Origin of the sequence: Acinetobacter sp. AOR41_HL (assembly GCF_027854645.1) — a bacterium.
Taxonomy (GTDB): domain Bacteria; phylum Pseudomonadota; class Gammaproteobacteria; order Pseudomonadales; family Moraxellaceae; genus Acinetobacter; species Acinetobacter nosocomialis.
The window spans coordinates 25,131-46,710 of the sequence record NZ_JAKTHZ010000050.1 but is presented as its reverse complement, the minus strand read 5'-3'; the positions used below and the strand labels follow the sequence as shown (position 1 = coordinate 46,710).

Genomic DNA, 21,580 nt, shown 5'->3' with positions numbered 1-21,580 from the left:
AGCCCTCTTTATGAGGGCTCTTTTCTTTCATTGAGTGCGGGAGAACGATATGAAAATCATTTTGATTTTAGTGGTATTGCTGAGTCTGGCACTATTGTTATTTTTACTATATCAAAGTCAAAAAATGTTGCGTCATGTGCAGAAACAACAGGCTTTGGAAAATAAAAAGAACGGACGAGAACGTCAACTACATCCCAAATTGCAGCAGCTTAAAAAACCTCAGGATTAACTGAGGTTTTTTGTTGGAATTGCTTTTGTGGCGCCAAATTCAAAGCGGTCTGGCCAGTTACATACATCAGCAACAACACACTCGAAACATTTCGGTTTACGGGCGATACAGCAATAACGGCCATGTAATATCAGCCAGTGGTGTGCATCTATAATAAATTCTTTTGGAATTACCTTAACTAAACGATGTTCAACTTCAAGAACATTTTTACCTACTGCTAAGCCAGTACGATTTCCCACACGGAAAATGTGTGTGTCGACAGCCATAGTTGGTTGCCCGAATGCTGTATTTAAAACCACATTGGCTGTTTTACGACCTACACCTGGTAAAGCTTCCAAGTCTTTTCGATTACTTGGAACTTCGCCGTTAAATTGCTCCATTAGAATCTTACAGGTTTTAATAACATTTTCAGCTTTCGCGTTATAAAGGCCGATGGTCTTTATATATTCTTTTAAGCCGTCTACACCTAAGTTATAGATTTTTTCAGCAGTATTGGCGACAGGATAAAGCTTATCTGTTGCTTTGTTTACGCTAACATCGGTTGCTTGTGCCGATAACATGACGGCAATTAATAATTCAAAAGGTGATGAATATTTTAATTCGGTTTCTGGAGAAGGTCTTTGTTCACGAAGGCGTTCAAAGAAAATTTGAATCTGCTTTTTCTTCATGTTTTTGACGGCCATTCAGACCTCCTGTAATTGAATGAGTTGCTGTTGTAGTTCATCAAGTTGAAGACGTTTTTTTGCATCTTCTCGAACACTGAGCTGCTTTTCCAACTTTTTAATTTGTGTGCGAATTTTAGCTAATTCAATCGTAGTTTTTGCATCATTTACAACCGCTTCTTTTGGCTTCTCAATGATTTGAATTGAAGGTAAATCATCAAGTGCTTGGGAAAACTGTGCAAAAAGGTGTGTATCAATTTCAGCGCGTACAACAGGCCCTTTACGATGTATACGACGTTTTTCTTCGCGTTGAATATGCGCGTAGTAACGTTGTCTTAAATCATCTTGCTCTGCAATGCGCTGTTGTTCGTTTGGTAAAGCTTGAGTGTCTTCGACCAGATCAATACAGTCAACTGGGCAGGGTGGAATACATAACTCACAACCTGTACACAAATCAGTCAAGATGGTATGCATGAGCTTACCACTACCAATAATTGCATCTACAGGACAAGCATTAATACATTTTGTACATCCGATACATTCGTCTTCGCGAATAATCGCTTTCATGCGTTGCGGGCGTCCATCGGCTTGTACAGGCCAGACACTTGTTTCAGCAGGTAACGATGAGCGATTTAATAATTTTGCGAGCGCATCTGCCACTGGCTGTCCACCAGGAACACATTTATTTGCTTCTTCACCTTCAGCAATGGACTTTGCGTAAGGTAGACAGCCGTCACGGTGTCCACATAAACCACATTGCGTTTGTGGTAATAACGCATCAATCTCGCGTATGAGAGAAATAGATGGATTCATAGAGGAAAATAGCTTGCTTAAAACGATGCGATAATGAAGAAAAACCTAAGTAAGGTCAATGGATTTTAACGAATTTATTGGCTTTTTGATTGACCTAAAATGTAGCTAATATTGCACAATAATAGATCAATAAAACTGAAAAGATAAATGACTATTTTTGATTTTTAGATAGTTTTTCTAAAATTAAGTTTATGATAATTAAGTAAAATAAAATAATTTAAAATAACTATTGTTAAAATTGATGGAAAGGGATTTAATATTTTGCTGCTAAATGATGCATTTTAAAATGTATTGCACCAATTTAATTCATTACTATGCTGAGGACCGTGCATTGAAATATAACAATCTGAATGAATTCCTGAATTACGTGCAAGCGCGTGATCCGCATCAACCTGAGTTTTTACAAGCTGTCGAAGAAGTCATGACAAGTTTGTGGCCATTCATTGAAAAAAATCCGGAATATGCAGAGCAGGGATTGTTAGAGCGTTTGGTTGAACCTGAGCGTGTGATTCAATTTCGTGTTTCATGGATGGATGATCAAGGGCAGACTCAAGTAAACCGTGCTTTCCGTGTTCAATACAATTCAGCAATTGGTCCATTCAAGGGCGGTATGCGTTTCCATCCGTCGGTCAACCTATCTATTTTAAAATTTTTAGGATTTGAGCAAACTTTTAAAAACTCACTGACTACTTTGCCGATGGGTGGAGGAAAAGGAGGTTCAGATTTTGACCCTAAAGGTAAATCTGATGCTGAAATTATGAGGTTCTGTCAGGCACTCATGATTGAGCTTTACCGTCATTTAGGTCCCAATACCGATATTCCAGCTGGAGATATTGGCGTGGGTGCGCGTGAAGTAGGCTACATGGCTGGCATGATGAAAAAGCTCAGTAATGACACGGCATGTGTATTTACTGGTAAAGGAATTTCATTTGGCGGTAGCTTAATGCGTCCGGAAGCAACAGGTTATGGTACGGTTTATTTTGCAGAAGAAATGCTAAAAACACGTGGGCTATCTTTTGCTGGTAAAACTGTTTCAGTATCTGGTTCTGGTAACGTTGCGCAATATGCGGCAGAGAAGGCAATGTTCTTAGGTGCGAAAGTGGTTACCTTGTCAGACTCGAACGGTACTGTTTATCTAAAAAATGGCTTTACAGATGAGTTGCTTGCTGAGGTCATGGAGCTGAAAAACGTTAAGCGTGGGCGTATTTCGGAGTTTGCTTCTAAGCATGGTTTTGAATATTTTGAAGGTAAAACCCCTTGGCATATTCCTGTAGATATTGCTTTACCATGTGCTACACAAAATGAATTAACAGGCGAAGATGCTAAAACACTTATTGCTAATGGTGTCATTTGTGTAGCTGAAGGCGCTAACATGCCATCTACACTTGAAGCTGTTGAACAATTTATTGAAGCTAAGATTTTATATGCCCCTGGTAAAGCATCTAATGCAGGTGGTGTGGCAACTTCTGGCTTAGAAATGTCCCAAAATGCAATTCGTTTGGGTTGGACACATGCTGAAGTCGATGAACGTTTACATGCAATCATGAAAGACATTCATGCCAATTGTGTAAGATACGGTACAAAAGAAGACGGTACTGTGAACTATGTAGATGGTGCCAATATTGCGGGCTTTGTAAAAGTTGCTGATGCCATGCTTGCACAAGGTATTTATTAAAATATAGAAATAAAAAATCCGATGCTTTTGCATCGGATTTTTTTAGTCTAAAAATTATTTTTTAGGCTTTTTAACCATTTCTTGCTCTACAATCATATCTAACACATCTGCTTGGCTAGATTGATCAGCTGCTGGGTTTTTCACTTCAAAACGTTTTACACGTAAGATTACGCGTTGGTTTGGATTGTGTTCAAAACCTTCGATTTGACCATAATATAATGACCAGTTTTTGTCGGCATAAGTTTTTACGCCTTTGTCATCATATTTAACTTCACGAACTTGCAAGCAAGTTTGTGGCGCAACACCCGTACAAGATTTAGTTTCTGGTGCTACTTCAAGGAAAACAGTTTTACCTTCAGACTGGTATTTTGCTTCAGGTGTCATTTTACCTGTGAAAGTATATTTCTGACCTTGAGCATCAAGGATTGTTAATGTTGGTTGATCAGCATTTGTCGTATTAAGTTCAAATGGAATCGCACGTTTTTGGAACAGGCTACTAGAGAATTGTTCCTGTTTCATTAACGCAGGTTCACACGCCATCATTGTCGACATGACATCAGCAGTTACGATAGTATTGTTTTCAACTTTCCAAGTTGTACCTTGGCGGTTACAACCTGTTGCGATAGACAAACGGTCGTTTGTGAAGTTAAGAACGATCGGCTTTTTAGTATTTTCAGGTTGATATGACCATGAATAATCAGTTAAAGCTTGAGTATTAGTTGCTTTTACGCCTTGGAAAATATGCTTTTGACCTGCTTTATCTGTCACGCTTAAGATTACCTGACCATTGCTATTACTAATTTCGATTGGCAATTTTGCTTCACTAAAGATGCTATTAGACAATTGTTCTTGTTTCATTAAATCGTCTTGGCAAGCCATCATTGTCGATGCCAGAGGAGAGGTTACAAGTTGGTTGCCTTCAACTTTCCAAGTACCACCTTGACCATTACAACCTGTGTTAATTGCTAATTTACCATCTGCATTAAAATTAAGAACAAGTGGCTTAGAAGCTTTTACATTTTGATAAGTCCAAGCATATTCACTTAAAGTTGCTGCAAGATTTTGTTGTTGCTCAGATACAATTGGAGCTTGAGTATTTGAAACTGTTTGACACGCCATCAAAGAAAAAGGTAACAACGCAAGAATTAAATATTTAATTTTCATTTAAAAAACTTCAAGTAAAAAAACAACAGCACTAAGCTTAAAACATTCTTAAAAAAATAAAATGTAAACATATGATTGTTTCGGTTTTTAAAATGTATAAGTTTGTAAATTATTCGAATTTTTAATAAAAATAGTGGTATACCCCGCAAAAACGGGGTATTTCCTAAAAATTAATCAAAACGGTATATATCCATACCTAAAGAGCCCATTGTGAAGCTGCTATGAACAATCGTAAAACGATGGCCAGTTCCCATAGCGAAAAACAACGGCGCAAAATGTTCAAGAGTTGGATGATTACGTTTTATATAAGGCAATGATTGCCATTCCAACACACCATCGTAATCTTGATGTGAAAGTTTATTAACAACAGTATTTCTAAACGTTGAAGCCCATTCAGGAACTTTTGAACTATCACCTTGCCATGACAATTCAGCAAGATTATGGGTAATACTTCCAGAACCAATCAGTAAAATTTGCTTTTCACGTAAAGGCCCAAGTGTTTGCCCAATTCTATAAATTTCTTGTGCGCTTAAGCTCATTGGTAAAGAAATCTCAACAACAGGAATGTCTGCATCTGGATACATATGTAAAAGAGGCATCCATACACCGTGGTCGCGAGGGCGGGCACTATTGGCATGTGCAACAAAATGAGCGTCTGCCAACAACTTTAAGATTTCTTCGGCAAGTTCTGGTTGACCTGGTGCGCTATAGCGAATCTCATACAACTCTGGTGGGAAACCACGGAAGTCATGCCATGTTTCTGGACGTGTTGAACTACTTACTTCAAGTGCTTTACTTTCCCAGTGAGCAGACATCACGATGATTGCCTTTGGGGTAGGTAGATTCACACTAAGACGATGTAAGGCAGGACCCACTTGTTCTGGATCAAGTGCAAGCATGGGTGAACCATGTGAAATAAACAGTCCGGGAAGGGTTTGTAGTTCCATTTCATTACACCTGAGTTGAAAAGCAGAATAATAGTCATTATGCCAAAATCAGGACATGTTAAAAGTATCCTGATTTCAACGGATTGTTCTTAAAATGAAACGTTTGTTCTTTTTATGCACGGTGATAAGGATGATTATGATTAATAGACATCGCTCGGTAAAGTTGTTCAATTAATAAAACTCGAACTAAAGGATGGGGCATGGTAAGTTTTGAGAGTGACCAATGCCAGGCAGCAGCTTTACGTACCTGATCAGACAAGCCATCTGGGCCACCAATAGCCAGTGCAACATCATTACCTTCAAGCATCCATTGTTTCATGGTGTCAGCTAGTTTTTCTGTACTGAGTTCGCGTCCGCCAACTTCTAAAGCAATAAGTGTCTCGTTGGGTTTTAAAGCATTTAAAATACTTTCACCTTCAATTTGGCAGTATTTTAAAATATCTGCTTCTGAGTCATTTTTGCCGCGTTTTGCCATTGGAAGTTCAATCACTTGAGTCTGAACAAAAGGTTGGATGCGTTTGAAATAATCTTCAAAACCAGTAAGTACCCAAGCAGGCATTTTTTGACCAATGGTCAGAATACGAATTTTCATGTGGTCTATTCAGTCAAAACAGCTGACGTATTATACCTGAGGAGACAATAACTGCGGGGGAGTAAGTGAGCATAAAAAACGCAGTCCAAAAAACAGTGTTGGACTGCGATCAAATGATCATCTGTCTGGAGTTCAGATGATCATAGAGAATAAAAACAAGGCTATCTGTAACATAAGATAGATAAGAGTAAATAATAAAATTAATCACTCTTACTTCTTATTATGAGGATGGTTGGATATTTTTCAATCAAATTATGTAACAAAAAAAAGAGAGCCGAAGCTCTCTTTTTTATTTTTTAATTAGTGACGTGCTGCTTTTGAGCCTTCCACCGGTTTTACAATCGGTGTTTTGGGTAAAGGCTTTGGCATTGAAGTTAATGCTAAAGGCAAGATCTCATCAATACTTTTCACAGCTTTGATTTCTAATCCTTCTTTCACATTGTCAGGGATTTCTGCCAAATCACGAACGTTATCTTGAGGAATAAAGACAAGCTTAATTCCACCACGATGTGCAGCAAGAAGTTTCTCTTTCAAGCCACCGATACGCATCGCACGACCACCAAGACTTGTTTCACCTGTCATCGCGATGTCTGGACGAATCGCAATACCAGTAAATGCTGATACAAGTGCAGTTGTTAATGCCAAACCAGCAGATGGTCCATCTTTTGGAGTTGCACCTTCAGGTAAGTGAACGTGTACATCAGTTTCTTCAAAACGAGATGCTTCAATACCAAGTTCATCAGCACGTGTACGTACTACAGTCATTGCTGCGGTAATTGATTCTTTCATTACGTCACCGAGTGAACCGGTTGTAATAAATTTACCTTTACCTTTAACAGCTGCAACTTCAATAGTAAGTAACTCGCCGCCTACAGAAGTCCATGCCAAACCATTTACACGGCCTACTTGTGCTTCATCTTCAGCAATACCAAAGTCAAATTTATGTGGACCTAGGTATTCAGGAAGATTGGCAGAGGTAACATCAAGCTGTAAGTTTTTAGACTTTTTACTTACGGCTTCTTTTACCACTTTACGCGCAATTTTAGAAACTTCACGTTCTAAACTACGAACACCAGCTTCACGTGTATAACGTTGAACAATGTCACGAATCGCTTCTTCATGAATTGTTAACTCTTTTGGACGTAATCCGTTGTTCTTAATTGCTTTAGGAACAAGGTAACGTTCAGCAATGTTTACTTTTTCATCTTCGGTATAACCCGGTAGACGAATGACTTCCATACGGTCAAGTAAGGCTTCTGGAATATTCATACTGTTCGCAGTACAAATAAACATTACTTCAGAAAGGTCAAGATCAAGATCTAAATAATGATCGTTGAACTTACTGTTTTGTGATGGATCAAGTACTTCAAGCAATGCAGAAGCTGGATCACCACGGTAATCTTGTGCCATCTTGTCAATTTCGTCGAGTAAGAACAATGGGTTCTTCACGCCAACTTTTGTTAAAGACTGCACAATTTTACCTGGCATCGCACCAATATAAGTACGACGGTGTCCGCGAATTTCTGCTTCGTCACGTACGCCACCAAGCGCCATGCGAACAAATTCACGACCTGTTGCTTTAGCTACTGATTCACCGAGTGAAGTTTTACCAACCCCAGGAGGACCTACTAAACAAAGGATAGGACCTTTGAGTTTTTTCACACGTGATTGAACAGCTAAGTATTCAACAATACGGTCTTTAACATCATCAAGACCATAGTGGTCAGCATCAAGAATTTCTTGAGCTTTATTTAAGTTAATACTGACTTTACTTGCTTTGTTCCACGGCGTATCTAAAATCACTTCTAGATAGTTACGTACCACAGCAGCTTCACTAGATGCAGGCTGCATTGCTTTAAGTTTGCGGAACTCAGCTTCGGCTTTTTTACGTACGTGTTCAGGTAAATCAGCTTCAGCAAGACGTTTCTCAATTTCAGCAACGTCATCTTCAGCACCGCCATTCATATCGGAAAGCTCACGTTGAATGACTTTCATTTTTTCATTTAGAAAGTATTCACGTTGGTTCTTTTCCATTTGGCGTTTTACGCTGTCATGTAAAGTTTGCTCAATTTGCTGTTCAGCAGATTGATTCATCAAGTAGTTCATCAACTCTTGCAAATGAGCTTCAAACTCATCGTACTCTAAAAATTTTTGTTTAATCTCAATATTTAGAGGTACACGAGTTGCTACGAAGAACATCAATTGCAATAAGTCTTCGATTTTATTGGCAGCAGCTACCAGTTCACGTGCATTACGTAATTTTGCTTCTGCATATTGAGCAAATAGGTTACGTAACTCTTGTAAACGAGTTTCTTGAGTTGCCTTATCTACATTAATAGTCATTGGGCTTAAATCGTGTTCAGCAGTCAAATAACTATCTTCATCGATAATTTTTGTGAGCTTAGAACGATGTAAGCCTTCAATAAGTACTTTAATGCAGTTTTCATCATTTTCATGATTAACTACTTGTACAATCTTAGCGACTGTACCGTACTGGTATAAATTGTCGTGATCAATTTCTTCTGTAAGCGAATCTTTTTGCGCAACTACAAATACTAAATTGTCACTGTTACGAGCCACATCAACTGCATTGATCGATTTTTCACGACCCACGAATAGCGCAATTTGCATGTGTGGATAAACCACCACATCACGTAAGGCTAATAGTGGTAATACACTTGGAACCTGAGGCTCTAAGTCAGTTTTTTCATTCATAATAAGTTCAGACATGGGCACTCCTAATGAGTGACAACGAGGTTGCCATGTTTTTTATAGTGATGTGTATTTTAAAAATTACAAGGGCATGACAATAGAAAATGTTGAAAAAAGGACTAATTTAGTCAACTTTTTTTTAAAAATGTTATGAATCAATAGATTAATTCTTAAGAAGAATGAAATTTTGTAGTGAAGCTGAGCATTTTTACTTAATAATTATTCTTTGCCGTACAAGTAAGGAGGCCAGCTTTCAAAAAATGCTTTATTTAGTTTTATTTTATAATAGGTGTTTTTATTAAGTATATTTAAATTTTTATTTATTTTATAATTTATTATTAACAGTATAAAAGCACTATTATTTATAATATACAGATGTATTTTTAATAGGTGGTTATTACATAATAATTATATTAATAGTGGTATTTATTTTAGAGTTAATATTCTATTTTTAATGGAGTACAAGTGTATTTTAAAGAGTTTATTTATTTATTAATTTTATAAAAAATAACCATATATTTAGAGTTATTATTCTATTTTAAAATAAATTTACAAATTATTAACACAATAGAGATAATATGATTTGCTTTTAAAATATATCAATAAATTCAAATAATTAAAAATTAATCAATATTTTTGTTTTGTGAATTTTGTCTCACTTTTTCATAAATTTAAAGGATCTAATGTTTACCCATTAAATTTATTCAATTAGGATGCCGCCTCTTTTTTTTGGTCAAATTTTTTTAAAAATGTATTTCTACATTTTTATTGACCTTTAATTTTGGTATTTGTCTGAGAAGTTTTATGAATAAAGTTTATAAGGTCATTTGGAATGCTTCAATTGGAGCATGGGTTGCAACATCTGAAATTGCAAAAGGTAAAACAAAGACTAAATCAAAAACTTTAAATGTATCAGCGGTAGTTTTAACAAGTGTAATTAGTTTTGCTCCAAATGCTTTCGCAGGGACAAATACCGAAGGGGGAGTAGGTCAAGGGACCTCTATTTCAGGTACAACTTCATGTCGTGAGGGGAATGCGAGTACAGCCAATGAAAAAGATGTTGCTATTGGTTGTGGAGCTCAAACACAAGATAGAATGGGCTCTAACATCGCAAACCGTAATAATCCTTATAATAATTCTACTGGTGCTTATGCTGGTGCAATGAAACAAGGCGGTGCGATCAGTGTGGGTACTGGCGCTGTAGTTGAGAAAGGTTTAGGTACCGCAATTGGTTCTTATGCGACAACTCAAGGTATTTCAGGCGTAGCAATTGGGACTGGAGCTTTGTCTTCTGGAAATACTGCTCTTGCACTTGGACGTCAATCTGCCGCGACTGCTGATTTTTCTCAAGCCATTGGTAATGTTGCAGCTGCTACCGGTAAAGGCTCTTTAGCAATTGGTCACTCGGCAACTGCAGAAGGTTACCGTTCAATTGCAATTGGTTCGCCAGATATTGAAAATGCTGACCCAGTTGCGGGGCAAGCAGGTGCTGCTTACCAACCTAAAATGGCAACAAAAGCAACAGGTAAAGACTCGATTGCTTTTGGTGGTGGTGCAGTAGCAACGGAAGAAAATGCTTTAGCGATTGGTGCATTTTCAGAGTCTAAAGGTAAAAAATCTGTTGCAATTGGTACAGGCGCAAAAGCACAAAAAGATAATGCGGTTGTAATTGGAGACCAAGCTGAGGCTATTTTTGATGGTGGTGTAGCAATTGGTAAAGGTGCCCGTTCAGAAGCAGAAAATAGTATTGCATTAGGTAAAGATTCAAAAGCAGTCCAAGCTACTGGTGAAAGTTTCTTAACTAAACAATCCGCTCCAACTGGCGTTTTATCAATTGGCGATGTGGGAAGTGAGCGCCGTATTCAAAATGTAGCAGATGGTGCAGCAGATTCTGATGCTGCCACTATACGTCAGTTAAAAGCAGCTCGTACTCACTATGTCAGTATCAATGATAATGGCCAGCAAGGTGGTAACTTTGAAAATGATGGAGCAACTGGACGTAATGCAATTGCTGTTGGGGTGAATACTTCGGCTACTGCTCGTGAGGCAATGGCGATTGGTGCATATGCACAAGCAGCAGGTTCTGGCGCAATTTCAATGGGAAGTAGCAGTCAAACAATTGGTCGTGGTGACGTTGCTATTGGACGTAATGCATCGACTAAAGGGGCAGAAGGAACGCCATCTGGCTATAGCAATCAGTCAATTGCGATTGGTGATCAAACTAAAGCAATTGGAGATCAGTCGATTGCGATTGGTGCAGATGTTATTGCAAAAGGAAACTCTTCTGTCGCAATTGGTGGGGATGATGTTGATAAAATTGCCCAAGATGCTGAGCTGAGTAAAACCTATACAGAAATTACTGGTGGTGTGCTTAAAGCAGGCAGCTATCCAACAACTGAAGCAAATCACGGCTCAACGGCTGTTGGTGTTCAAGCAGTAGGTACAGGCGCCTTTTCTTCGGCTTTTGGTATGACATCTAAAGCAACTGGTGATGCTTCATCTGCTTTTGGCGTCATGTCTAATGCTTCAGGTAAAGGTGCTGCTGCATTCGGTGCTGTTGCACAAGCAACAGGTGATGGCGCATCGGCTATGGGTATTAACTCATTGGCATCAGGTACAAATTCAACAGCAATTGGTTCTGGTAATAAACCAGGTGAAGGTGCAAAAGCGACTGGGAACAGTGCTGCAGCAATTGGTAGTGGTGCCCAAGCAACAGGCGATAACTCGGCTGCAATTGGTAAAGGGGCTGAGGCTACAAATGAAAATGCTGCTGCTGTAGGTGGCGGTGCAAAGGCAGCGGGTAAAAATGCTGCAGCCATCGGTGGTGGCGCAATTGCTGACCAAGAAAATGCAGTTGCAGTTGGTCAAGGTGCCCAGTCTTTGGTTGAAGGTGGTGTAGCTTTAGGTGCACGCAGTATAGTAGAAGCTAAAAATAGTGTTGCTTTAGGCCAAGATGCTGTAGCAACTGAAGCGACAGGAAGTTCTTTCCTGACCAATCGCGATGCTTCTAAATCTAATGGTGTTATTTCTGTTGGGGCGGCTGGAAAAGAACGCCGTATTACCAATGTTGAAGATGGCTCAGCCGACTCAGACGCGGTAACAGTACGTCAACTTAAAAATGTTGATGGACGTGTGAGTCAAAACGCGAGCAATATTAGTAAGAATGCGCAGAATATTACTAATCTTAATCAAAAGTTAGATGATACAAAAACTGACTTAGGTAACCAGATTACGGATACAAACACCAAGTTAAATAACACCAAAGATCAGTTAACGACTCAGATTAACGATACCAAGACCGAGTTAAACAACACGATTGGTAATACGAAAACTGAATTAAATACCAAAATTGACAGCACCAAGACCGAGCTTGAAAACAGAGGTTTGAACTTTGCTGGCAACAGTGGAGCAGATGTCCACCGTAAACTTGGCGAGAAGCTTAATATTGTAGGTGGCGCGGACGCTTCAACGCCAGCTTCAAAAACGAGCGGTGAAAATGTCATTACCCGTACCACTCAAGATGGTATTCAGATTGAACTGTTAAAAGACTCGAAGTTTGACAGTGTGACTACTGGCAATACTACTTTGAACAATAATGGTTTGACTATTAAAGACGGTCCAAGCATTACTAAAGAAGGTATTAATGCTGGTGGTAAACAGATTAGCAATGTTGCCGATGGCGTGAATGCCAAAGATGCAGTGAATGTTGATCAGCTCACCAAAGTGAAAGATAACTTAAATGGCAAAATCACTGATACCAATAATCAGTTAAATGATACGAAAAAAGATTTAGGTAATCAGATCGCAGATACTAACAAGAATCTGAATGATGCCAAGAAAGACCTTGGTGACCAGATTACTGATACAAACACCAAGTTAAATAACACCAAAGATCAGTTAACGACTCAGATTAACGATACCAAGACCGAGTTAAACAACACGATTGGTAACACGAAAACTGAGCTAAATAGCAAAATTGACAATACCAAGGTTGAACTTGAAAACAAAGGCTTGAACTTTGCCGGTAATAGCGGTGCGGATGTACACCGTAAACTTGGTGAGAAGCTTAATATCGTAGGTGGTATGGATGCCTCAACTCCAGCAGCTAAAACCAGCGGTGAGAACGTTATTACCCGTACTACCCAAGATGGTATTCAGATTGAACTGTTAAAAGATTCGAAGTTTGACAGTGTGACTACTGGCAATACCACTTTAAACACTAATGGTTTAACTATTAAAGAAGGCCCAAGCATTACTAAAGAAGGTATTAATGCTGGCGGTAAACAAATTACCAATGTTGCCGATGGTGTAAATGCTAAAGATGCAGTGAATAAAGGTCAGTTAGATGATCTTGCTGCCAAGCAAAATGCAACTGATGATGCTGCAGTGAAATACGATGATGCCAAAACCAAAGATAAAGTTACCTTAAAAGGTAAGGATGGTACGGTTTTAGATAACGTGAAAGCAGGCAACATTTCAGCGACTTCAAAAGAAGCGGTAAATGGTAGCCAGATTCATAATATTTCAAACAGTATTAAAAACAGTATTGGTGGAAATACAGTTGTAAATCCAGACGGCAGCCTGACGACCAATAATATTGGAGGAACAGGTAAAAACAACATTAATGATGCAATCAAGTCTGTAGATGACAAAGTCACAAATGGTATTAAAGATGTTGAAAACAAAGGCCTGAACTTTGCTGCCAACAGTGGAGCAGATGTCCACCGTAAACTTGGTGACAAGCTTAATATCGTAGGCGGTGCGGATGCTTCAACGCCAGCTTCAAAAACAAGCGGTGAGAACGTTATTACCCGTACTACCCAAGATGGCATTCAGATTGAACTGTTGAAAGACTCGAAGTTTGACAGTGTGACTACTGGCAATACCACTTTGAACAACAATGGTTTAACTATTAAAGAAGGCCCAAGCATTACTAAAGAAGGTATTAATGCGGGTGGTAAACAAATTACCAATGTAGCTGATGGTGTAAATGCTAAAGATGCAGTCAATAAAGGTCAGTTAGATGATCTTGCTGCCAAGCAAAATGCAACTGATGATGCTGCAGTGAAATACGATGATGCCAAAACCAAAGATAAAGTTACCTTAAAAGGTAAGGACGGTACGGTCTTAGATAACGTGAAAGCTGGCAACATTTCAGCGACTTCAAAAGAAGCGGTAAATGGTAGTCAGATTCATAATATTTCAAACAGTATTAAAAACAGCATTGGTGGAAATACAGTTGTAAACCCAGACGGCAGCCTGACGACCAATAACATTGGTGGAACAGGTAAAAACAATATTAATGATGCAATTAGTGAAGTAAAAAATACTGCGACTAAAGCAAAAACGACTGTAACTGAAGGCGATAACATTGTTGTAAAACAATCTGTTAATAAAGATGGTAGTACTAACTACGAGGTAGCGACCAAGAAAGATCTAACTTTAGATAGCGTTACTACAGGCGATAGCATACTTACTAATAATGGCTTAACCATTAAAGATGGTCCAAGCATGACTAAAGATGGCATTAATGCCGGCGGTAAGAAAATTACTGATGTCGCGAACGGTGTAATTGCACAAAACTCTAAAGATGCTGTAAATGGCGGTCAGGTTCATAACATCTCAACAAGTATTAAAAATAGTATTGGTGGAAATACAGTTGTAAACCCAGACGGTAGTCTGACCACTAGCAACATTGGTGGCACGGGTAAAAATAATATCAATGATGCAATCAAGTCTGTAGATGACAAAGTCACAAATGGTGTAAATGACTTGACCCAAAAAGGGCTGAATTTTGGTGCAAATGACCAGAAAGCAACTCAGGGTAAAGCTGTCCATCGTAAGCTTGGTGACACCATTAATATTGTGGGTGGGGCTAATCCAGAAACTGCTGAAGATAGAACCAGCGGTGAAAACATTATTACTCGTACTACACAAGATGGCATCAAAATCGAGATGCTAAAAGATGTGAAGTTCGACAGTGTAAATGTTGGTGGTCATGTCTTGAATCAACAAGGTCTTATCATTAAAGGTGGTCCAAGTATTACAATTAATGGTATTGATGCGGGAAGTAAGCAAATTACCAATGTTGCAGATGGTGTTAATGCAAAAGATGCAGTGAATAAAGGCCAGTTAGATAAGCAAATTAATGAAGTTAAAGATCAAATTGGTAAAGATATTGGCAAACTTTCTGATCATGCGGTGCAGTATGACAAAGATAAAAATGGCAATGTTGACAAAAACTCAGTCACTTTAGGTGGTGGAGATAAAGGTACCAATCTGAAAAATGTAGCTGATGGTAAAGTTGCTGAAGGCTCTAAAGACGCCGTAAATGGCGGACAATTATGGAATGTTCAAAATCAAGTCGATAAGAACTCGAATGATATTAAGAACATTCAAAACAACATCGACAACATTTCTAATGGTAAAGCCGGTTTAGTTCAACAGCAAAAACCAAATGGTGAAATCACGGTCGGTAAAGACACAGGTGGTACTAGCGTAAATATGGCTGGTAAAGATGGTGATCGAGTTGTTCAAGGTGTCAAAGATGGCGAGATTAAAGCTGGTTCAAACCAAGCCGTAAATGGTGGTCAGATTCACAATATTTCAAACAGTATCAAAAACAGTATTGGTGGAAATACAACTGTTAATAGTGATGGTTCAATTACGACTAAAAACATTGGTGGAACGGGCAAAGACAATATTAACGATGCCATTGGTACCTTAAATCAGTCGAACCAAGAATTGGGTAATAAAATTACCAATCTGGGTGATCAGTTACAACAAGTGTTCTATGACACCAATAAACGTATTGATGATGTTGAGAAAAAAGCCAATGCGGGTATTGCTGCTGCGATGGCCTTGGAAAATGCACCATTTGTAGCAGGTAAATATACCTATGCTGTAGGCGCTGCATATCATGGCGGTGAAAATGCGGTCGGTGTGACCTTACGTAAAACATCTGACAATGGTCGTTGGTCAATCACCGGTGGTGTAGCAGCTGCATCTCAAGGTGAGCCAAGTGTTCGTATTGGTATTAGTGGTGTTATTAACTAAGAAACTGGTTAGGAGAGTAGCAATGCTCTCCTTGCTCGACAGATTAAAGAGATTATAGAAATGAATAAAACAATCCAAAGCTTGGTCGTAGCAGCTTTTGCTGGTTTCGCGGTAACAACTTATGCAAATGAACCAGCTCAGCCACAGGAAATTCATTTTCCAGCGATTGAAAAAAGTTATTTGAAACAAGTAAAACGCTATGAATACCAAGATGTTGCTCGTTTAGACCAAGGACTAAATAAAGACCAAATTCGAGCTTTATTGGGAAATCCGCAATTTAGTGAAGGGCTTTTTGCAGTAAAAGTTTGGAACTATGTGCTAGATATCCGTGTTCCTAACACAAATCAGTACCAACGTTGCCAGTTACGTGTTGATTTTAATAAGCAATACTTAGCAGACCGCTTATCTTGGAAAGGTGAAGCATGTGAAGGTTTAGTTGCTTGGGGTGAAAATAATCAGGCATCAGCATATAGCACTGTAATTGCAGATCGTACATCAAGCGTATTATTCGCTTTTGATCGATTTGATGTTAATGCTATTGAAGAGGGTGATGATAGCATTATCAAAATTGCTGAGCAGATTAAGAAAAGCCAAACAACAAATCCTATTATTGTTTCAGGCTTTACAGATCGGTTAGGCAAATTTAGTTACAATCAGCAATTGTCATCACAACGTGCTAATACGGTTGCTAAATTATTGGTACAACAAGGTATTGAAGCAAGCCGAATACAAATACAGGCAAATAGCCAGACCGATTTATACAAGCAATGTAGCGGTAACAATAGTTCACAACTTATTCAATGTTTAGCACCAAATAGACGTGTTAATATAAGTTGGTAAAACGGTCTGTCACGGCAAAGTAATCATCCATAGGGTGGTTACTTTTTCGTTTTTAAGAGGCTAAAAAACCAAAAAAGGATATACTTAAATTTTTATATAAAAATCATCTTTCAAAATTATAAAAGTGTGGTGAGGTTAGTAAGTCATTTAATTTTTGAATCTACCTTTCATGTTTCAAAGAATATCTTTACCAATGAGTTATTAAAAAAATTATTTATCGAAATAATTAAAATTTTTTTAATGAAGTAAAACGATAGTTTTTAAATATAAATTTAAACTCAATATTTTATTTTTATTATCTTTCTACCCTAAAAAACACAGAACTTAATTACAAAGTTAAATTTGTAGTAAAAAATCATAATATATTTTTTATATTTATTTGATTATATATTGTTCTTTTTTCTTGTTTTTCATCGCATTACAGTAAATTTCTGTGATTTACCTCTCATTTTTTCTTTGATATATTTCGCGAAATTTTTCATACCTTTAGTTTTTTGAAACTTTGTGTAGCTTTGGGTAAGTATTGTCTGTTTTTTGTAAAATGCGAGTAAGTATATGAATAAGATATACAAAGTAATTTGGAATGCTTCAAAGGTGAGGCATGTGAAGGGTTGGTGGCTTGGGGCGAAAATAATCAGCCTCCTGCAAATAGTACTGCGGTTAATGGACGTACAGCGAGCGTTTTATTTGCTTTTGATCGCTCTGATGCAAGTGCAATTCAGCAAGGTTTAAACAATATAGACAATGTTGTCGATCAAATTAAGCAAAGCCCATCAACAGCACCTATTATTGTTTCTGGATTTGCAGATCCATTAGGTAAATTTAGTTATAACCAAGAGTTATCATCTAAACGAGCGAATACGGTGGCAAAACTACTTGTCAAACAAGGTGTAGATCCAAACCGTATTCAAATCTATGCGAATAGCCAGACTGATTTATATCAGCAATGTTCGGGTGGACATAATTCACAACTTATTCAATGTTTAGCACCAAACAGACGTGTTAATATAAGTTGGTAACAGCCTGTCACGTAAGAGTAACCATCCATAAGGTGGTTACTTTTTCGTTTTAAGAGGCTAAAAAAACAAAAGAATATATTTAAATTTTTATATAAAAATCATCTCTTAAAATTATAAAAGTGCTGTGGTGTGAGTAAACCATCTAATGGTTGATCCCAGCTTTGACGTTCTAAAGTATGTTCAATAAATTGAAATTGATGAGCCAATCCTAAACGGTAAGGTTTATGCTTTGCACTTGCCAATGTACGATCATAATAACCACCACCCATACCAATACGTGTTCCGTAGTGATCACAAGCTAAAAGCGGCATAAGTAGCAAATCAAGCTGTGACACATGTCTTCCTCGCGTTGCCATAGGCTCTTTCATACCTAAGGGATGGTGAGAAAAGCGACGACTTAAGTACTGGTTTTTATTTATCTTTATCCACACTAAACGTTGGTTCATCGAGCAAATCATTGGTAAATAAACTTGTTTATTCTTTTTAAAACAGAATTTGATAAGAAGATCAGTATGAATTTCACCGAAAGCGTGCAGATATAAACCAATTTTTTTTGATGAATGAAAAATAGGAAGGTAATTTAGGTAGTGTAAAACATTAAGCTGAGCCTTTTTTTGCTCAAATTGGGTTAAAGAACGTCTTTTAGATCTTAAATTTTTTCTAATAACGCTGAGTTCATTCATGGATAAATCTAACAAAGATTTGAGATGATTCGTGCAAAATTATACCCATTTTTCTTTAGCTTCACCGAACTTTAAACGTTATAAAAACAGTCTAGTTGAATCGAAAATAAAAATAACTGTGTTCCTAAAAAGCCTCTATATAATATTTTTTAGTTTTTTTACGTATTTACAGTATTTATTTACATTTAATCAGGATAAGTATATTTAAAGATGAATATGAAACTTTAAAGTCTATGAAGTTAAAAATTTTATTGGTGATGCTATGTGCTGCTTTGCTCAGTGCGTGCACGAAACAGGCAGAATCTGAGACTCCTCAAGTTGATTACAAGACTCAATTCGAAGAGTCTGACCGAAAAATTGGCGAGTTTTTAGATCAATTAGATAGTCCAAAGACACCGCAAGAAGTTAAAGTTAAAATTTTGTGCCATGATTATCCTGATCTCTACAAAAAGCAATACATGCCTGCATTAATAAAAATTTCGCCTAAGCCTTATACCGAAGAAAAATTACTATCAGATCTGAAAAGCGCAACAGATTACTATAAGGGAAGTTTAGGAATAAAATGTGATAATTAAAGTTTGTTGTTTATCACGTAAAAATTAATAATTGTGAATTGATTGACATTATTTAGTTGTGCTAAATTTCTTTCTGCTCCTTATTTAAATTTTTCGCTGGACTTAAGATGCAAATATTAAAATTTTTGCAGAGTTTTAATACGGTCGGTAGCTATTTAACACTTGCCTCTATCTTGCTAGCAAACATGCAGAATTACGAAGGGAAATCGTTTTTTAACTAAGTGAAATTTAATAATTAATGCAAGGTAGAGATATGAAATTTAAAATATTATTACTCAGTTTTATTGCCACAGGTTGTTATGCTAACGATAATATAAATGATCCTGATATTTGTAATATCGTAAAAAAAGTCGCTTATAACGTAATGGAAGCAAGGCAAAAAAAAGTACCTGCACAAGATTTACAACAAATTGCTGATGGCCTTACAGAAGAAAAAGCAAAGCAGCTTTATCAAGATTTAATCAACTCAGCTTATGCTGCTAAAGTATTCAAAACAAGCTTCTTTAAACGTAAAGCCATCGAAGATTTTCAGACAGGGTGGTATCAAGAATGCTTGCATCGAAATGAGCAATAAGTAGCAGCAGGAATATATTTAACTTTTAAGTTTAGCTAATAAGCTAGAAAGACAAAATACTAAAAATAGACTGACAGGTCTGTCTTTAAATTATAATTATATAATAAAATTAGTGCTCCGAAGATGCCGCTGCATGTGTCGTTACCCTGAACCCGACGAGTTCAAGGTGGACGCGACGTATACTTGCTGGGTTTCCTACTCGAAGGTAGGCATACACTCTAAATATACAGAACGCAATCCATAAGTTTAAGTATCGGCAGGGGAATAGACCCGCTGGCGAACATCCCAGAGATAGCTTAAGTATAACCGATCTGGTTCCGTTGGCAATCATCTGAGTTTATTGAACTGTAAAGTTAGGCTTCATTTGATGAAGCTTTGTACACTAAAAGTACATATAACAATCATGTGGTACATAAGATAGGTCAATACAAAAATGCCCTGCACTATAAATGAATAGAGCAAGGCATTTTTATTGATACAAGTCGATTAAACAGTTTGTTCAACATCTTCCAAAATAGCCTGTAATAGGCGTTCACAGTGTGTATATTCTTGCAAAGATTTATTTAAACTTAACACTTCTTGGGTAAGCTGTAAGGCAACCATAATAACAAGCTTATTGTGCTCAACACGAGGGGCACTACGGCGCATATCGTTGAATCTCTCATTAAGAAGTTCAGCTGCACGTTCAAGCTCATCTTTTTTATCTGATGTTGTTGCAAGTCTAAATGTTTGCTCAATCAGACGAAGCTCTACCATGACTTGTTCACTCATGATTGGGTCTCCTCACCAGCTTCAGCATTTGGGTGAGCAAGTTGCTGAATTTCTTGCGCGTGTTGATCTTGAGCTGTACCTAAAATTGCTAAACGTTGAATAATTGCTTCAACCTTTGCTTTGGCAAGTTCATTTTTTTGTAACAAACGGTCACGGTCTTGCTGCAAGTCGTGTAACTCTTGTTGAGTTTGACGTTGGTGTGACTGAAGTTTTTCTTTGGTAACGCGTAACTCATTACGCTCAGCCAAAATTTCTTGAAAACGATTTTTTAAATCGGTCGTACTTTTTTCTAGGCGGCTGTAACGCTCGGCAAGTGTGTTAGCATCTTGATTCAATTGTTGAAATTGACCTTGTAGCTGAGTGAGTTGCTCAGTTAGTGTCTCAATTTCCTCTTGTTTTTTAGTGATGATGCTATTTTTTTGCACAACTTGTGCGTGGTGCTCTGTTTCAGCCAGTTCTTTAGCTTCCAAGAGAGTAGAATTTTCACTCTCTAGATGATGTAAGCGTGTTTTTAAAACGCCAATATGCGTTTGTAGCCGCTGTAATTGTTCTAACATAACGAGGTCGCACAGAATTGCAATCAAAGGTAATATATACGAAGTATAGAGATTGGATAAACGAATGCAAGACGATATTTCAGGCTGGACAGAATGGAACGCTCATTTTGAAGGAATTGAAGAAATTTCAAGCCCTAGTGAGTTACATGGTTTACTAACAGGTATTGTTTGTGTGACAGAAGCGCCTACGCGTGAAGAATGGACACAAATTTTAACAACTCTTAATGTTCCTGATTTAAATGAAGAAGCTTTAGCGCTTTTAACCGATGAAACAGAAGATGTAGCACATGCGTTGTCGGAAGATGAATTGGATTATTTGCCAATGCTTCCAGACGATGAACATACGCTTCAAGATCGTGTGCAAGCATTATCAGACTGGTGTGCTGGTGTTGTTCTTGGCTTTGGTTTGGCATCAGGCCATGTTCGTGCTGATGAGCGCGAATTAATTGAACATTTGCAAGATGTGGCAGCAGTAGAGTTTGAAGACTCTGATAACGACGAAGAAGGCGAAAGCAGTTACGAAGAATTGTATGAGTTTGTACGCCTTATTCCGGTGAGCTTATCTATTGGTAGAAAGAAAGTAACAGTGGCTGAAAGTTCATTGTTGAAAAACTTTTATGCAAAAAGTAAAACTTCTACTGTAGGCACTCTAGATCAAAATATTGTAGAAATGTTTACACCACATCGCCCAAGTTAATTGAGGCGATGTGT

Annotated in this window: 17 protein-coding genes, 1 other RNA gene and 1 pseudogene; 9 read left to right on the top strand and 10 right to left on the bottom strand. The window is 37.7% G+C overall.

The annotated features are described in order from the left end of the window. Positions 1 to 49: 49 nt before the first annotated feature. Complete coding sequence (locus MKL35_RS18570) at positions 50 to 229, top strand: hypothetical protein (RefSeq protein WP_002054380.1); 180 nt, start codon at positions 50 to 52, stop codon at positions 227 to 229. Here the strand turns inward: MKL35_RS18570 and nth are convergent. Then, on the bottom strand, positions 226 to 912 hold the full coding sequence (gene nth, locus MKL35_RS18565) for an endonuclease III (RefSeq protein WP_032011410.1): 687 nt from the start codon (positions 910 to 912) through the stop codon (positions 226 to 228). The two genes, MKL35_RS18570 and nth, sit on opposite strands and share 4 nt — an antisense overlap. Continuing rightward, positions 913 to 1,704 (bottom strand): RnfABCDGE type electron transport complex subunit B, encoded by a 792-nt coding sequence (locus MKL35_RS18560; protein WP_032011412.1) that lies wholly within the window; start codon positions 1,702 to 1,704, stop codon positions 913 to 915. A 271-nt stretch (positions 1,705 to 1,975) separates the two neighbouring features. On the opposite strand from MKL35_RS18560, the gene gdhA reads away from it, so the two are divergent. Continuing rightward, positions 1,976 to 3,379, top strand: a complete 1,404-nt coding sequence (gene gdhA, locus MKL35_RS18555) for an NADP-specific glutamate dehydrogenase (RefSeq protein WP_004710040.1) — start codon at positions 1,976 to 1,978, stop codon at positions 3,377 to 3,379. Between the two features lie 54 nt (positions 3,380 to 3,433). Here the strand turns inward: gdhA and MKL35_RS18550 are convergent, their stop codons facing one another. The 4 genes from MKL35_RS18550 to lon form a co-directional block, all read right to left on the bottom strand. After that, positions 3,434 to 4,543, bottom strand: coding sequence for an META and DUF4377 domain-containing protein (locus MKL35_RS18550; protein ID WP_002054437.1), 1,110 nt, complete (start codon positions 4,541 to 4,543; stop codon positions 3,434 to 3,436). Positions 4,544 to 4,713: 170 nt separating this feature from the next. Beyond that, the gene (locus tag MKL35_RS18545; protein ID WP_032011414.1) at positions 4,714 to 5,490 is read right to left on the bottom strand and encodes a dioxygenase family protein; all 777 of its coding nucleotides are present in this window, start codon (positions 5,488 to 5,490) and stop codon (positions 4,714 to 4,716) included. Between the two features lie 112 nt (positions 5,491 to 5,602). After that, complete coding sequence (gene rlmH / locus MKL35_RS18540) at positions 5,603 to 6,082, bottom strand: 23S rRNA (pseudouridine(1915)-N(3))-methyltransferase RlmH (RefSeq protein ID WP_002054393.1); 480 nt, start codon at positions 6,080 to 6,082, stop codon at positions 5,603 to 5,605. Positions 6,083 to 6,382: 300 nt separating this feature from the next. Then, positions 6,383 to 8,812, bottom strand: a complete 2,430-nt coding sequence (gene lon, locus MKL35_RS18535; RefSeq protein WP_004710036.1) for an endopeptidase La — start codon at positions 8,810 to 8,812, stop codon at positions 6,383 to 6,385. Between the two features lie 786 nt (positions 8,813 to 9,598). Between lon and ata the strand changes: the two genes are divergently transcribed. The 3 genes and pseudogenes from ata to MKL35_RS18520 form a co-directional block, all read left to right on the top strand. After that, the gene (ata, locus tag MKL35_RS18530; protein ID WP_032011415.1) at positions 9,599 to 15,850 is read left to right on the top strand and encodes a trimeric autotransporter adhesin Ata; all 6,252 of its coding nucleotides are present in this window, start codon (positions 9,599 to 9,601) and stop codon (positions 15,848 to 15,850) included. 60 nt (positions 15,851 to 15,910) lie between these two features. Next, positions 15,911 to 16,690: a trimeric autotransporter adhesin/peptidogylcan-associated protein TpgA gene (gene tpgA / locus MKL35_RS18525; RefSeq protein WP_032011417.1), complete on the top strand. Its 780-nt coding sequence runs from the start codon at positions 15,911 to 15,913 to the stop codon at positions 16,688 to 16,690. Between the two features lie 587 nt (positions 16,691 to 17,277). Further along, positions 17,278 to 17,709 (top strand): annotated as a pseudogene (locus MKL35_RS18520) (OmpA family protein); the annotation flags it as partial. A gap of 98 nt (positions 17,710 to 17,807) precedes the next feature. Here the strand turns inward: MKL35_RS18520 and MKL35_RS18515 are convergent. Beyond that, positions 17,808 to 18,392 (bottom strand): 5-formyltetrahydrofolate cyclo-ligase, encoded by a 585-nt coding sequence (locus tag MKL35_RS18515; protein WP_031997065.1) that lies wholly within the window; start codon positions 18,390 to 18,392, stop codon positions 17,808 to 17,810. A 233-nt stretch (positions 18,393 to 18,625) separates the two neighbouring features. Between MKL35_RS18515 and MKL35_RS18510 the strand changes: the two genes are divergently transcribed. The 3 genes from MKL35_RS18510 to MKL35_RS18500 all read left to right on the top strand — a co-directional run bounded on the left by MKL35_RS18510 (position 18,626) and on the right by MKL35_RS18500 (position 19,541). Then, positions 18,626 to 18,967 (top strand): hypothetical protein, encoded by a 342-nt coding sequence (locus MKL35_RS18510; protein ID WP_032011419.1) that lies wholly within the window; start codon positions 18,626 to 18,628, stop codon positions 18,965 to 18,967. Positions 18,968 to 19,074: 107 nt separating this feature from the next. Continuing rightward, positions 19,075 to 19,188 carry a hypothetical protein gene (locus MKL35_RS18505; protein ID WP_099143572.1) on the top strand — a complete coding sequence of 38 codons (114 nt, stop codon included), beginning with the start codon at positions 19,075 to 19,077 and terminating at the stop codon, positions 19,186 to 19,188. A 32-nt stretch (positions 19,189 to 19,220) separates the two neighbouring features. Continuing rightward, complete coding sequence (locus MKL35_RS18500; RefSeq protein WP_004710010.1) at positions 19,221 to 19,541, top strand: hypothetical protein; 321 nt, start codon at positions 19,221 to 19,223, stop codon at positions 19,539 to 19,541. Positions 19,542 to 19,651: 110 nt separating this feature from the next. On the opposite strand, the gene ssrS is transcribed toward MKL35_RS18500, so the two are convergent. The 3 genes from ssrS to MKL35_RS18485 all read right to left on the bottom strand — a co-directional run bounded on the left by ssrS (position 19,652) and on the right by MKL35_RS18485 (position 20,869). Next, positions 19,652 to 19,836: non-coding RNA, 6S RNA (ssrS, locus tag MKL35_RS18495), on the bottom strand. A gap of 191 nt (positions 19,837 to 20,027) precedes the next feature. After that, positions 20,028 to 20,312 carry a cell division protein ZapA gene (locus MKL35_RS18490; protein ID WP_002049540.1) on the bottom strand — a complete coding sequence of 95 codons (285 nt, stop codon included), beginning with the start codon at positions 20,310 to 20,312 and terminating at the stop codon, positions 20,028 to 20,030. Then, on the bottom strand, positions 20,309 to 20,869 hold the full coding sequence (locus tag MKL35_RS18485; protein WP_032011420.1) for a hypothetical protein: 561 nt from the start codon (positions 20,867 to 20,869) through the stop codon (positions 20,309 to 20,311). The genes MKL35_RS18490 and MKL35_RS18485 overlap by 4 nt, the downstream gene beginning before the upstream one ends. 64 nt (positions 20,870 to 20,933) lie before the next feature. On the opposite strand from MKL35_RS18485, the gene MKL35_RS18480 reads away from it, so the two are divergent. Next, positions 20,934 to 21,566 carry a UPF0149 family protein gene (locus MKL35_RS18480; RefSeq protein ID WP_002049531.1) on the top strand — a complete coding sequence of 211 codons (633 nt, stop codon included), beginning with the start codon at positions 20,934 to 20,936 and terminating at the stop codon, positions 21,564 to 21,566. The last annotated feature ends 14 nt before the right edge of the window (positions 21,567 to 21,580 follow it).